Source organism: [Clostridium] symbiosum ATCC 14940 (assembly GCF_000466485.1).
In the GTDB taxonomy this organism is placed as follows: domain Bacteria; phylum Bacillota; class Clostridia; order Lachnospirales; family Lachnospiraceae; genus Otoolea; species Otoolea symbiosa.
This window is the reverse complement of sequence record NZ_KE992817.1, coordinates 37,159-50,453: the sequence shown is the minus strand read 5'-3', so window position 1 is coordinate 50,453 and position 13,295 is coordinate 37,159. Positions and strand designations below refer to the sequence as shown.

11 protein-coding genes and 2 pseudogenes are annotated in these 13,295 nt (G+C 45.8%); 1 reads left to right on the top strand and 12 read right to left on the bottom strand.

What is annotated here, in order from left to right; all coding sequences use genetic code 11:
- Positions 1-223 precede the first annotated feature (223 nt).
- From cas2 to CLOSYM_RS03020, 10 genes and pseudogenes are all read right to left on the bottom strand, one after another.
- The gene (gene cas2 / locus CLOSYM_RS03060; RefSeq protein ID WP_024739681.1) at positions 224-514 is read right to left on the bottom strand and encodes a CRISPR-associated endonuclease Cas2; all 291 of its coding nucleotides are present in this window, start codon (positions 512-514) and stop codon (positions 224-226) included.
- Positions 515-524: 10 nt separating this feature from the next.
- Positions 525-1,556, bottom strand: a complete 1,032-nt coding sequence (cas1c, locus tag CLOSYM_RS03055) for a type I-C CRISPR-associated endonuclease Cas1c (RefSeq protein ID WP_021640902.1) — start codon at positions 1,554-1,556, stop codon at positions 525-527.
- Complete coding sequence (gene cas4, locus CLOSYM_RS03050) at positions 1,553-2,221, bottom strand: CRISPR-associated protein Cas4 (RefSeq protein ID WP_021640901.1); 669 nt, start codon at positions 2,219-2,221, stop codon at positions 1,553-1,555. The genes cas1c and cas4 overlap by 4 nt, the downstream gene beginning before the upstream one ends.
- Positions 2,211-3,095, bottom strand: a complete 885-nt coding sequence (cas7c, locus tag CLOSYM_RS03045) for a type I-C CRISPR-associated protein Cas7/Csd2 (protein ID WP_044902086.1) — start codon at positions 3,093-3,095, stop codon at positions 2,211-2,213. Before cas7c ends, cas4 begins: the two co-directional genes overlap by 11 nt.
- A gap of 32 nt (positions 3,096-3,127) precedes the next feature.
- The gene (cas8c, locus tag CLOSYM_RS03040; protein WP_044902085.1) at positions 3,128-5,731 is read right to left on the bottom strand and encodes a type I-C CRISPR-associated protein Cas8c/Csd1; all 2,604 of its coding nucleotides are present in this window, start codon (positions 5,729-5,731) and stop codon (positions 3,128-3,130) included.
- Positions 5,697-6,482: a type I-C CRISPR-associated protein Cas5c gene (cas5c, locus tag CLOSYM_RS03035; protein ID WP_009299151.1), complete on the bottom strand. Its 786-nt coding sequence runs from the start codon at positions 6,480-6,482 to the stop codon at positions 5,697-5,699. The genes cas8c and cas5c overlap by 35 nt, the downstream gene beginning before the upstream one ends.
- Before the next feature lie 15 nt (positions 6,483-6,497).
- On the bottom strand, positions 6,498-8,885 hold the full coding sequence (locus CLOSYM_RS03030; RefSeq protein ID WP_272164529.1) for a CRISPR-associated endonuclease Cas3'': 2,388 nt from the start codon (positions 8,883-8,885) through the stop codon (positions 6,498-6,500).
- A 237-nt stretch (positions 8,886-9,122) separates the two neighbouring features.
- Positions 9,123-9,293, bottom strand: coding sequence for a hypothetical protein (locus CLOSYM_RS22690; RefSeq protein WP_003500203.1), 171 nt, complete (start codon positions 9,291-9,293; stop codon positions 9,123-9,125).
- A gap of 206 nt (positions 9,294-9,499) precedes the next feature.
- Complete coding sequence (locus CLOSYM_RS03025) at positions 9,500-9,790, bottom strand: phosphorylase family protein (protein WP_416390659.1); 291 nt, start codon at positions 9,788-9,790, stop codon at positions 9,500-9,502.
- A gap of 183 nt (positions 9,791-9,973) precedes the next feature.
- Positions 9,974-10,346 (bottom strand): annotated as a pseudogene (locus tag CLOSYM_RS03020) (GNAT family N-acetyltransferase); the annotation flags it as partial.
- Between the two features lie 425 nt (positions 10,347-10,771).
- Between CLOSYM_RS03020 and CLOSYM_RS23960 the strand changes: the two are divergent.
- Positions 10,772-10,912 (top strand): annotated as a pseudogene (locus CLOSYM_RS23960) (ISL3 family transposase); the annotation flags it as partial.
- Between the two features lie 329 nt (positions 10,913-11,241).
- Here CLOSYM_RS23960 and CLOSYM_RS03010 read toward each other — a convergent pair.
- Both CLOSYM_RS03010 and csx19 read right to left on the bottom strand, forming a co-directional pair.
- The gene (locus CLOSYM_RS03010; protein ID WP_044902083.1) at positions 11,242-12,720 is read right to left on the bottom strand and encodes an RAMP superfamily CRISPR-associated protein; all 1,479 of its coding nucleotides are present in this window, start codon (positions 12,718-12,720) and stop codon (positions 11,242-11,244) included.
- 1 nt (position 12,721) lies between these two features.
- Positions 12,722-13,291, bottom strand: coding sequence for a type III-D CRISPR-associated protein Csx19 (gene csx19 / locus CLOSYM_RS03005; RefSeq protein WP_021640892.1), 570 nt, complete (start codon positions 13,289-13,291; stop codon positions 12,722-12,724).
- Positions 13,292-13,295 lie beyond the last annotated feature (4 nt).

The window sequence follows — 13,295 nt, the reverse complement described above, 5'->3', positions numbered from 1 at the left end:
TTTCGATCCACAGGCTCTTACGAGCCTGACCAGCAAAAATTCATGGTTTTAGAGTATTTTTTACATTACTTTTTATTCAAATCATCCAAATATGATATTTAATTTTATCTCTAAACCAGAATCCCCGCCAATTTACACCAAAATCCAGGTGCGAACCTCCCACAGAATTCATGTTCACTTCGGGTTCGCACTGATAAGGCAAGACATCTTCCCTGCGGTTCTTTTATAAAATTAAAGGTTCATCCACCTGTATCCCGCGCCGCACGCCAAAATGCTCAACCTTACCGCTATAATGATTACCTAGAGAGTAAAAACGCAGACTGTCTTTTTCTTCGTCAATTTCTTTCATCAGAAGATGTTTTAGCTTCACATATTGCGTTGCATCCACCTGACATTCAAAAACAGAGTTCTGTACCCGTGTGCCATAATTTACGCATTGCTTGGCTACGCGCCTTAAACGGCGGGCCCCTGCGGCTTCTGTAATGTTAATATCATAGGTTATAAGAACAAGCAAATCCATCACCTCATTTCCATAAGAACGGGGGATAGGCGTCCAAATCTCCCCGCAGATGCCTAGACAAGAGCATGGCCTGTGAAAAAGCAACCATACCCCATTGAATCTTTTCTTTCAGGTAAGGATGCATGATCGTCTCCTGCTTGCGTTTTTGCCAGGCCGACAGGAAGGTTTTTCTCGCATCATCTGTCATAAAAACAGCACCATTCTCTTTCCTTTGAAAATCTTTTTCCGTAAAAATGCCGAGATTGATCTGCGTAATTACAAATCGATCTGCCAACGGCGCCCGCAATTCTTCAAGCAAATCAAGTGCTAAGGACGCACGCCCCGGACGCACTGTATGGAGAAATCCTACCGCCGGATCTAACCCGACCGTTTCCAGAGCACCTGCAATCTCGTTTCCCAGCAAAGTGTACGAAAAGGAAAGCATCGCATTCACCGGATCCAGCGGCGGACGACGGGTTCTGCCATCAAAAATAAATACATCCTCATTCCGCAGAATCATCTGCGAAAAGACTCCGAAATATGCTTTCGCCGCAATCCCTTCAATTCCCATCAGTTCACTCCGGTTTTTGCCTTTCTCCAAATCACTCAGAGAACTGCACATCTGAGTTATGGCACTATTGATCTTCTCTTGCTCAATCCGCATGGGATGATCACGTTTCACCCTCTCAAGGCTCCACCGACCATTGTAAATTTTCCCAAGCAAGAATGATTTAGCAATTGCAAGAGACTGCATTTCATCTGCCGCTCTAAAATACTGTGTCTCCCGAAGCAGCACATTACCGCTCACTGGTCCGGAAATTCTGGAAAGGAACCGGCCATGCTGCGTCAGAAAGCAAAGGCCGATCCCCCTTTCTGCACAAGCTCCCATCAACGCGGGACTAGCGCCTCTGTAACCGAAGCAGACCACACTTTCAAGATTATGCAGAGGAACCCGGCCCAGCTCACTTTGTTCCTGCAGCAGTATGATATTCTCTCCGTCCAGCGACAGATATACATCCGGCGTCGTGACATATAAAGTATTCAGTAACTTCTTCATTCCTCATCCTCCCCGTGGAACGCCCTGCGGATATATTCCGATGCCGAAACCTGTTTCATCAGTTTGGGCTGGCAAATTTCCACAAGAGAACAACTTTTGCAGGCTTTTCCCATCTTTGCCTTGGGCGTGCGGCCATCTAACATCAACTTATGCATCTCCGCCACAGACTCCTTCACTCTTTGCCGCAATTCCCCTGTTAAGATAAGGCGCTGCCGGCGTTTTATCTTTCCATAGTACAACGCAGCCTCCGGAATATCCGTGACAAACATTTCTTCCAGACACATCGCCTGTGCACATAGCTGCAGCGCATCCGCTCCCTGCAAATCCGGCTGTCCCAGCTTGTATTCTACAGGATACAGCCTCCAACGGCCATTCCTTCCCTGAATCGTGACTCCTCCCTCATCCTTATATAATTCCACCATGTCACATACACCGGTAATTCTCAGCTCCTGGGAGCGGACAGGCATCCCGCGGGACAAAAGAACGGAGCCTCTCGCTTCCGTAAAACCGTCATCATGCACCCGTTCATGCATATAATGTCCCTCTAACGTGAGCGCATTTTCTTCCCATAGCTGTTCAATATGAACCAGAGCCCAGCGCCTGCGGCAAAACTGAAAATGTTTTAATCCTGAAATCATCAAAAAATCCGAATCATCATTCGCCATCCAAAACCTCCGGAACCAGGCCCTCCAAATCCTCTGTATTTACCGAAACATTGCCCTCTTCGTCACAGGAAACCCGCAGCGTCCGATGCACCTTAGCCGATGAATACTGGCCACTGGCGCAGTTATGTTTCCACCATATCAGCTTCACTACCTCCATACTGCCGGCCGGACGGGCTGAAGTCTCATCGTTACGGAATAAAGTTCTAAGCGCCTCCTTTAAAGCCTCCCCATCTTCTTCGCTGAAACCGGTCTTATCCGCAAGCTGGACATTGACCGCACCGTAGGTAACATAAACGCCAAAATCTACGCGGTGTTTCATTCCCATGGTGTCCGGCCCCTTTTTATCCGGATCCTTCCCAGTCTCAAGATTCACCGATTTCGTAATTTGGGAGCTGGTAATATTAACCGGTCCTTTGCTGAAAGCAGGCTGAATGCTGACAGGACCGCGAATACCGATTGATACGGCATCCGATTCCTCTTCCTCTTTTTTCCCTTTTTTAAATGCAAAAACCTGTCCAAATGCTCTCACATCATACCATGTTTCGCACGCCTGTCTGGCATAATCCTCCCGTGTCTTCTTCCCTGCCTTCATCTCTTTCACACACGCTGCCAACGCAGGTTCATTGTCTGCTCTATCCTTTAAAGATCGAAACGTATCCCCTTCCCTGCGGCGCTCATCAGACTGAACAAAAATATTCTGCCCTTCGTCCAGCAACCGGTTGCGAAGTTTACGCTTCAGGCAAACATCTGACACTTCTCCCAACCCATTGTATGTAGTTCTCGGGCGATTTCCATCCAGGGGATCCCCATTCGGGTTTGCGTTTTTAGCGGTAAAAACCAGTGCAAAATCAATTTTCTCCTTCAAAGCTGCCATAATCATTTCTCCTTTTCATCCTATATTTCGTTTTATCTATTTCGTTCTTCATAGTAATAATGCAGATAAACACTTCCCAAAGGAATATCCGTATTCCAGCCGTTTTGCTGTAGTTGCGCTTCCAACTGTTCCAGGGTGGCCAAGTCTTCTCCCGAAAGGTTTTCCGCATATCTTAGATATGGCTTTAACTTGACTTTTAGATTTTCCCACGCAGCTGCCGGCTTCCGGGCAAAGACTGGCATAAATCTCAACTCATTCGTAGAACGTCTGTCTATATCCTCCGCCTCACGGATAAAACGCCTTCTCTCTATCCGGTCCGCGATTCCAAGCTGCCGTCCATACAGGGCGCTCCTTCTGTCTCCTGCCTCTTCCCACTCTTGAGGTTCCCTTGAAAACTGTGTCTTTTGATAGAACGTCTGCCGCATACAATAGTATCCATGCAGATAGCCGGCGTCTAACGGCACTGCCGTTTCCCGATCTGCTTGTGAAAACTGCATCTCCACAAATCCAATCAACCGCTGATAATAATCCGCCTTCTTGCCCAATTTTTCCAAATATGGCTGCAACTTGTCGTGAAGTCTTCCCCAGCTCTCATAGGGCCTTGCCGCAAATACCTGCATCATCTGCATCGCATTGGTCATTCCCGTCCGTTCTCCCTCACTGGCTTCCTGCTCCGCGACATCCGCTATCGCCAGCAGACATCCGTACAGTTCGGAACGCCGCCTTGGAAGCTTATATGGAACGCCTCCCCCATCTTCCTTTTTTTCAGTAGGTTCCCATTTTTGAAAAAGCATCTGTCTCTGACTGGATAAGCCCTGCAAAAACTCCAGCGAGAGCTCCCCTCTCTCATATCTGTCTTCTTCCGTAAACTGTTCCTCAATTTTCGCAAAAAGTATCTGGTACCGTTTGCTGTCAGGGCCAAGGCTTTTAAAACAGGGAACTAGTTTTTCATGGATCTTAGGCCACGTCTCAAACGGCCGTTTCACAAACTGACACATCAGCCGTATCGCATTTGTCGGGTAATCCCGCCCCTTATCCGTCGATTTCTCCTCCATAAAGTCCGCCACTGCAAAAAGTCGGCCATACAGATAGTCTCTTCTTTTCGACTCGGCCTGCAGTTCTGGGGGGAACACCTCGCAAATCTCCCCACGACTGCGTTTTTGAAAACAAGATATCATCGCACAAGCAGTGTCAACACTGGTTTCCCATGCAGTTCTGGACCACTGCCGGTCCTTCCCGCTGACAAACGCAAGAGGCGCACATACCCGGTAAAATGCACTGAGGACAACATCAATCGGAAATGGCTGCCTGTCAGCAATGCAGACAAGGATTCTGGAGTGAAGTTTCCGCATCAATTTTGTATGGGACTTCTCACATTTTTTATCCCGTTTTGCCACATTTACCGCGTCAGGCCCCATAACGGCAACGGCAATCTGCTCCGGACCCGGGGAAGCAATCTCCTTTGTCTTCTTTTTCCAGGAATAGCTCCACCAGCAACAATCCGTATACCATTCTTCCAAACGCTTTACATATTCATTTCCAGAGCACTCCTGATAATAAGTAACCGACATTCTTCCGTCCGTCGCCGCCTCCAGTCCTAGTATCACCGCAAAATCAGTCCGCTGCTTATTATAATCGTGGAGTCTGCCGCCATAACCGCGGGCTGCCGCCCTCACTTCCCTGGCATAACTTTCAAATGTATCGATAATCGGCTCGGAGTCTTCTTCCTCTTCCTCATCATCCATAAAGCCGTTTTTTTCATCAATCGGAGCCTTCATGACCGCCCCGTTCGTATTCCACACCACCCATGTCATACCGTATTTTTGCATCCCCTGACGTGCAATGAGCCAGATCAGAGCATTATGGGCGCGCACAGACGCATCAAAGCTAATCACCGCCGCGCTGCGGTCTTCCACAAAACGTCCCTTGTACTGAAATGGAAATTCAGAATCCTTCGCCGAAATCAGCTTGGCATTTCCCTGTAGCTTCGGATGATTCTCCATAGCAGGAAGCATCTTACCTTCCACATAGCAAAACGCTCTGGCGCCCGGCAGTTTATCTGCCAGAAACCGCTCCCAGGACTGTTTGACATCTGCCCTGAGCCATAGATCGTCAGCACTTTCATCCTGCATCTGGACTGAAAAACAGACCATAGCCTTAGCGTCTTCTCCTGTGCCTTCCCGCCTTTCTGCATTCTTATAATATTTCACTTTCAAATTTGGCTGTGATTCCAAATCGGTAAGCAATGTATGACCATCCAGATATGTATATACCACACGCAGGCAGTCAGGCGCATCGGGCTGTCCGCACCATGCCCTGAGCTGTTCCATATACTGGCTGAACCGCTTCGAATTTTCATCTTCAAAAATCAGATACTTGAGCTGTTCCACCAGGGGAAACGGAGTTCCATTATCACCTGTACGGCTCTCTGCCTGCGGCGTACTTGGAATTTCCAGAAATTGATTTTCATCCATCAGCTCGTCTGCAGATACGAACTGACCGTCCCGCGAGAGTACCACATGGTATTTTACTTTTTTACGCACAAACCCCAGCGGAACAAGCCGAACCGATTCTTTCGACTGATCACAGACAATACCGGCATCATACGCCTCGCATAATTTCTGCATCCAACTCATTCGTTTCCCCTCCTTCCCAGACCAACTCCCGCTGCAGTGTCTCCTCCTTCAAACCGCTGAAGTTACCGAACTTTTCTCCAAATTGCTTCGCTTTCATTGGACGGATATTCCGCTTCATCTCTTCCGGTAACTCTTCAGGAGGAAGGAACTGAACCACTCCATTTACCATTTTCGGCTTCCAGAATCTGGCAGCCAGGATATTCTGCCCAGTCTCATCCGGATAATCAAACCCATGAAACATGAGTCCAAATTCCAGTTCTCCATAATGGTCATAATAGCTTTCTCCCTCGCCAAATACACAGGACTCCACATATCCCTGGCACTCCCTCGTCCCCAGGAAAATATCTCTGCGTCCACCCTTCTCCACCATACGTTTCGCAATATTGTGGTGCTTGTTTTCATTAAAATCCTGTTCCAGCTCTTCCCGCCGGTTCTCATTAAAAATAAAATGTGCCCTGACCTGGTAGGATACATCTGCCAGATAGGTATAGACAGACAATGTATTCTTCGGCGCGACATAGCTGATTGGCCGGATATTTTTGGACTCTGTGCGGATTGGTTTCATAATCCTCATCTCATCCACAACCCATATGATCGACGGTTTCCAATAGATACTCTCCGTAATTCCTTTCAGCGCCTGATAGGTCGGAAGCATATAGCTGAACTTTTCTCCTCCCATTCTTGCAATCGGATCGCTGAACAGTGCATAGTTTCCTGACACGCAATACTCAATCTGATTTCTGATTTTCAATACGGCATCCCTCCTTTACATTATGAGCTCCTTCATTTCCTGCGGCGTAATCGTAACTCCAGCCCACGGATCATAGTATTCGTCCTTTAAAATAACTGCTCCTGTCTCACCCAGAGAAACTAAAGCGCCCTCCCCGGCCAGACGATTAAAAATATGTTCAAATAAATTTACGCTGTACTGTTGAGCCTCTTTTAAAAGTCTGATCTCCTCGCTGAGCGTATGGCGATCCCCCAATCTTTCTATCAATTCCTTTCCTTTGCCATAGGGAACGATTACGCTTTTCGTTTTCTGGTCTATAACCTGAAAAACCGTGCCTGCCGTTCGAAAACTCTGATAAAACCGCTTACTTAAATCGGGCAGCGGATTATTCTCATCCCGCAAATTCCCGGCTGTGCACCGGCACTCACGGTTGGTTGACAGCATGGTAACCAAATCCGAGTTCCACTCTTTGTATTGATATTTTTCAACTTCCTGTGTATATATCTCCTCTTTCGCAAAGTATCTTTTTATCATCTCCGGATTTCCCAGTTCATCCGGATTTTCCACATTGCTAAGTAGGCTCATGCTGATTTCCTTGCCCTTCTGTATATCCGGCAAACGGCTCAGCCTCTCCTCTGCAAGATTCCATAAGTATACGTTTCCCATATCCGCTTCACAATTGCGGTTACAGCGCCCTGCTGCCTGAATCAGGCTTGGAATACCTGCTAAGCTGCGAATTACAGTTGGAAAACTCACGTTGATTCCCGCCTCGATTAAGGCTGTGGAAACGCAGCAGACCAGCTTTTTCTTTGACAACCAGACCTTGATCCAGCGCAGTATCTCTTTCCGGTGAATCGGACACATAAGTGTACTCAGATGCACACACAAAATCTCATCTTCCGCACAGCCTCCGGCACATTTTTCCAGTTCCTCGTCCGTAAGATCTTGTCGTATTTGTACCTGCCTGTAATTTAATGTCTCCAACTGTTCAGAAATCCCCTGGAAGATATTCCAGGCAGCATCCTTCGTATTTACAATCATCAGCACAGAAGTTTTCTTCCCGATAAATCCCGCAATATCATCGGCAGCCTCCTGATATTTACGTGGTCCCATCTCTGAAATATATGTCACCCGCTTTAATTTTTGATATAGCGCATCCACATCCGGTACAAGTTCCTTTGCCTCTAATCCAAGATTCGGCTGCGTCGCCGTACAAAGCAGCACCGTGCAGTTACAAAAACGTACAAGGAATTGAAGCGCCAGCTTAAAAAGCTCCCGGCATTTCTTCGGAAGAGCCTGGACTTCATCGAAAATCAGAACGGAGTTTGCAAATCGGTACATTCTCCTCACCTTGCCGTTTCCCTTCTGAAAAAATGTATCCAAAAACTGAACCAGACTAGTCAAAATAATGTCACTATCGAAACGTTCTGTCAGCCTGCGATAGTTCTCCTCCTCCGCTTCATTCTCCGGAATAACATTAGAATGAAACTCCAAAATCGACGGATAGTCGGAAAGCGCGTCCCGAATATCTCTTGAATTTTGGTCCAAGATTGTATTCATGGGAATGAGGTAAAAAATCCTTCGCTGCCTATACTTCTCAGCCTGGGAGAGCGCGAACCTCAGACTCGAAAACGTCTTACCTCCTCCAGTGGGAACCGACAAGGTATAGATCCCCGGTCCATATTCTCCCGCAGCTCTGCACCATGCTGATATATTGCGCCGAATTGTGGCCAATTCTCCTTCTCTGGGGAATTTTTCTACATAAGCTTCAAGTTTTATAAGAAGTTTTTCCCAATCAGGCTGAGCTTCCTGTGCCATTTCAAATGGGTCTTCATCATATTCAAAGCACGCAGAATCCCATCTGTCCGCATCGACAAGAATACTCAGCAAAAGTCTGGCAAGCATTCCCCAGTTGAAAGAATGGCTGTCCAGTCCAAATTCCTTCAACTCCTTACAAGCATCATCAAACAACTTGTCCAGTTTCTCTGCGGATGCCACTTCCGCGTAAAAATTTTCCATTGCTTCTATGTAGTAATTCTCCGGCTGTTCCCGCAGGCCGTCTAAATAGGGCGATCTTCCCGAAGCAGTCAGGCAGTCCGGCAAACCGGCATGATGCCCGTAAATACATAAAGAAATCAGCTGAGCAGTCTGTCTTCTCTCCTTCGCTGCCTCCCTCTGCCACCAATGCCGATGAACATAAAGCGCACCCAATCCAGCGTGATTATGATGCCTGCTGCCTGCTCCACGAAGATAGTTCTGGAAATCTGCAGTTCCCTTCCCAAAATCATGCAGCAGCCCCATTAATTTTGCCAGTTTACCCAGTCCCAGCTTTTCAGCCGTCAGGAAGCATAAGATTGCCACATTGGAACTGTGTTTATCCCAATCCTGCTCCTTTCCATCGGACTCTTTTCTATGCGCAAGAATCTTTAATCCCCCCTTTGCAGTTCAGGAAATTTACTGTTAACTTATATTTTTTATTATACTCTATTGGTAACAGGCTTTCAAGCGCTTTGGCTTATTTTATATACTTTTTAACTCGAGTGTATTTATTTAAAGTAAAATTTGATTTTGCTCTTTAACTATGCTATTATTTATAATGTCAAGTAGCAATATACCACTTGTGGATTGAAAAGAGTTTAAAAGCAATTTTTAAAAAAACCCTTATCTGAGAATTTGACATTCATTTTCCAGATAAGGTTTTTTTCCACATATTCCAAATTCTTTTCTGAAATCGTATTTAATACACTTTTGTTCTGTATTAGCAAATGTTAAATCATTTAGATCAGGCATACCGTATTTATTTTGCCAATTACGAAATACTTCTATTTCCATATACCTCTTTCATTATTCTTTTCCTGATCCACAAGCATATCAAAAATCGGTTCCACTGTCAGTATATCTATTATCTGTCTTACGCCCACGAAACCTGCGCTGTCAAATCATTGCACATCTATCTATTGATACTGTTCCATATCCTCCTCATAAGTTCCCGTTATCCGCCTAATTTAGTTTCCTCACCAACAGAACAATTTCTGATTTTATCCTCTAAGTTCGTTTAATAAATCCACTGTAATATTCTTTGCAACCCTTGAGGCTTTGGCGCAGTTTTCTTCAAAATCACACATTCCCCTGCAGGCATCGGTGTCAGTAATGCAACGAATTGAAATAAATGGTATCCTGTTTACATTGTATACATGGAATATACTTGCAGTTTCCATATCTACCGTAAAAGGCGCAAATTTATCATTAATCTTCTGCCGTCCTTCATCAGTTATAAATGTCTCCCCTGTCACCATACGTCCCCAGTGCACGTTTCCTGCCGGCTCTATTTTTCTGACAGCGGCTTTTGAACGTTCTACCTTTTTCAGTTATTCTGCAATTATCTATTACAGGCAAAAAAGGAGCTAACTCTTCATCACCTGCGCATACACTTCCCCCCCTGGCACTTCCCGCATTTCCATGTCCTTAAAATTAATCAGCATCTTCAAACCGCCCCCTTTCTGACTTCTTTATCATTTACTGCAGGATTCTTTTGATTCATCGCTCTCATGAAACACCATCCGGTACTCCTGTTCCCCAGTCTCTTTCTCTGTCATACTGTTTTCAATATGGAATCCTTCTGCCTGATAAAATGCCACCGCGCCTGCATTCTTTTCATAAGCATGCAGCGACAGGCGATTTTTCCTCTTTACCTCTGATATCAGTTGATGACCAGTCCCATGCCCCTGATGTCCTTCCACTACAAATAATCCGGCAATGTATTCTGCATCCATTCCGACAAAACCCCTGGATCTCCCCGTATTCCTCAAACACATACACTTCTGCATTTGGCATCACGGAGCGGACTGTCTCAAAGTTCTGTGTCCAATACTCCGCTTTTATAAACTTCCCCTTACCTCATTGCAGACAGTCTGCCTTTTTCCTAAACCGAAGGCAGTAGATACTTACACAGCCAATCAGTACTAATAAACTAAGAACCCTTTTCTTCATTTTCTCACTCCTCCTAAACATAATAAGCAACAGCATATCCTATGGCCAGAAATGGAGCCATTAGATACGCAGACCATACCTGCTTTCTGAAAAACAGCAACACGCATTTTGTGCACAGATGAAATAGAAGCTGGAGCATTAATCCTACTATCGTTCCCATCAAGGCGCCCGGCAGCCCCAGCGGTTCTATACTGAATGTTGGGGTGTGCTGAAAAGCACACTTCCAACATTCTTTTCGTTGTAATAAAATACATCTATAAGAAGCCTCCTAACGCATTATCCCGACCAAAGTTTAATGTTATGGAGATGACCCCTTATAGATGTACCCTAATTATACCAAGGCTTTCCTTAACTTGGAAGGTGTTTCTATTAAAAAAGTGGTTCAGGCAGACTCTTTCATTAAAATTTTCATCCAGTCCCAACCGGTAGAACAGACTTGTCCCTGCTGTGGGGCTTCCTCCTCCGATTTTATTTCGTTGGGAGGAAAACTTTCAATCTTCTTAAAGATATTGATTGTTGACTTAACTTGAATGCTTTTAACGATTACGTGATTTGCCTCTAACGCAATGTCGACCTTATCATTTTTAGAATCTAACTCAATATAAATCCTATCCCAGCCCTCGTGGCATAAAGCCTCAAGGACGGAAGCAAATCCTTGATATAAAAATCCCCGTAATGCCTCTTTTCCTCCCATAACATCAGCCCTCTTTCAATCCTGTGAATCCTATGTAATTCTTGCCACCTCCTTCATTTCCTAAGTCGATCTAAAGGCTTTTTACCGCACAGGAGGTTAATTTTTGTTCCTTGTATAAGTATATAATGCTTTTTCGCTCTCCAGGTTTTTCCTTGCATCTTCATCCGCCTTCGGGAGTACTTTCATGAAATAACCATCCTTTTTATTTTCTTTAAACCACTGATGGGATGCTGTCTCGTTTTTCTTATACGGGGTTCTATGGGATCCCGGATCCACGGATGGATATTGAACATTCCAAGGCCGTTCTTCCCAGTTAGCCATCTTCTGTACTATCTTAAGGGCCTCGCTCGCCTCGACCGGATGTGAAAAAAAGTTTTCTATATTCGTCTCTCTTTTCATTTCCCAGATTCCCGTACCTTTGTCAATTTCGCGCAGATACAAGTTGTCGATGCTCAGCCGGACACTGCCGAATCCCAGCGGCTTCGCTCTGCCGATCTTATGGGCACAGGCAGGATTTCCAAAATCAATCGCCCATTTCAGCTGATTCAACTGCGTTCTATTAAGGCGTTCAAAATACACGCGGAAACGAAACAACGGCTCCTCGTCCCGTCCCACCGCTTTCATAGGGCGGATTCTCTGTTTCATTGCAGAGAGCTGATTCCCCCTATATTGTTCCAAATCCACTTGACTGTGCCAATAATATTTTCTTCCCCGCAGTTTTGGCTCCCTGACGCTTAAAATCCGCATATTTTGGGGGTTCTTATTATTCTGAACTTTATATTTATAATCATACGTCCAGAATCCCTGTCCCTTTTTCCACTTCTCTGATGGCCCATAAGGCGGTTCCGTATAAAACTCCACCGTTCCCGGCTTTGGCTCCCCCAATTCCGGAAGAACCACCGGTTCTTCAAACAATGCCCCGCCGTCTCTTGCCGGATCAATCAAAACAGCGTCCGTCACCCTAACTTTTGAGGCGCGTGCATAGGTCTTCCCGGATTTCCCCACCATTCCAAATACCTGGCACGCAGGGCAAAGTTTCTCATCCGCACATGGATCGTAACCACCGTTTTCTTTTAATAAAGCCTCAACCGTCTTTGTAAATACTTTCCTCCCTAAGCAGGCCGGAAGTTTCTTTGCCTTATTGGTTCTTTCCGAAAGCACCCTACCCGCGGATACAGAAGACATACACCCGTTAAATGCCGCTTCAAAGACACTCCGCAAAGCTCCTCTGATCTCACTTCCCGGAATCGCAGGATTTTGCGGCGGCAAAGGCAGACCCGTTCCTTCCCATTCCTCCGATGACCAGTCATCATAAGAATAGAAATCATACCCTTTCCACTTTTCGTCCTTGCACTTTTCATTTCTCTTTTCTTCCTCGTTCAGCAGTCTTGAAGAAGATGATGTATTTGGTATAAACAGCGGTGTCAGAAGTTTTATTCTGCAGTCAAAATATCCCGTATAACAATCTTCAAATTCGGCAGTCGGTACCGAACGGCTGCATGATTCCATCAAAGGAATAAAATTGTACGGATTGACAAATCGTTTTTTATAATTCTCTACAAATTTTCCCGCCATCTCACTCATCTCCTTCCCACGGACACAGCCCTATCATGCGGATATCATTCTGAAACACCAGCGCTCCATCCTTTTTCACATCAGGAATACGCATATAGCGGCGTACACGGATTGCCGCCTCCTCCCGCTCATTCAAATCCATCGGTATCTGTATTCTGGTTCCACGGCCAGACACCAGAAGGCTCCAGACCGTGTCCCCTACTTTATACGACTTTTTCGTCTTTCCCCAGAGTTTCTGACATTCATCGATGACATATTCTCCATCATCCTGCATTTTCTTATATTGTCCTATATCCCGTCTCATTCTCCCGATCCAGTTACCGCCTGACGGAACCAGAAGCAATTCCTGCTCCTCGTCGAAAACACGGAGTTCCCGCAGATAAGTCCAATCCAATGCCGCCGGCTCTTTCTGCGCCTCTATGCCCAGGGAAAAGCTGCCTTGATTATAAGTGCCAAAGCACACGGCATAATCCAAAACTGCATACAAGGTTGCTGTATTGGGAAAACATTCGGCAATCTTCTTTCTTGCTTTCTGTTCGGTTATCAAACCAAACGGTTCATACCTCTCCATTGCT

Bases quoted from the DNA above. Each gene is read 5' to 3' on its own strand.
- cas1c (WP_021640902.1), bottom strand. From the start codon at position 1,556: ATGAAGAAGTTACTGAATACTTTATATGTCACGACGCCGGATGTATAT.
- cas4 (WP_021640901.1), bottom strand. From the start codon at position 2,221: ATGGCGAATGATGATTCGGATTTTTTGATGATTTCAGGATTAAAACAT.
- cas7c (WP_044902086.1), bottom strand. From the start codon at position 3,095: ATGGCAGCTTTGAAGGAGAAAATTGATTTTGCACTGGTTTTTACCGCT.
- cas8c (WP_044902085.1), bottom strand. From the start codon at position 5,731: ATGAGTTGGATGCAGAAATTATGCGAGGCGTATGATGCCGGTATTGTC.
- CLOSYM_RS22690 (WP_003500203.1), bottom strand. From the start codon at position 9,293: ATGGAAATAGAAGTATTTCGTAATTGGCAAAATAAATACGGTATGCCT.
- CLOSYM_RS03010 (WP_044902083.1), bottom strand. From the start codon at position 12,720: ATGGCGGGAAAATTTGTAGAGAATTATAAAAAACGATTTGTCAATCCG.
- csx19 (WP_021640892.1), bottom strand. From the start codon at position 13,291: ATGGAGAGGTATGAACCGTTTGGTTTGATAACCGAACAGAAAGCAAGA.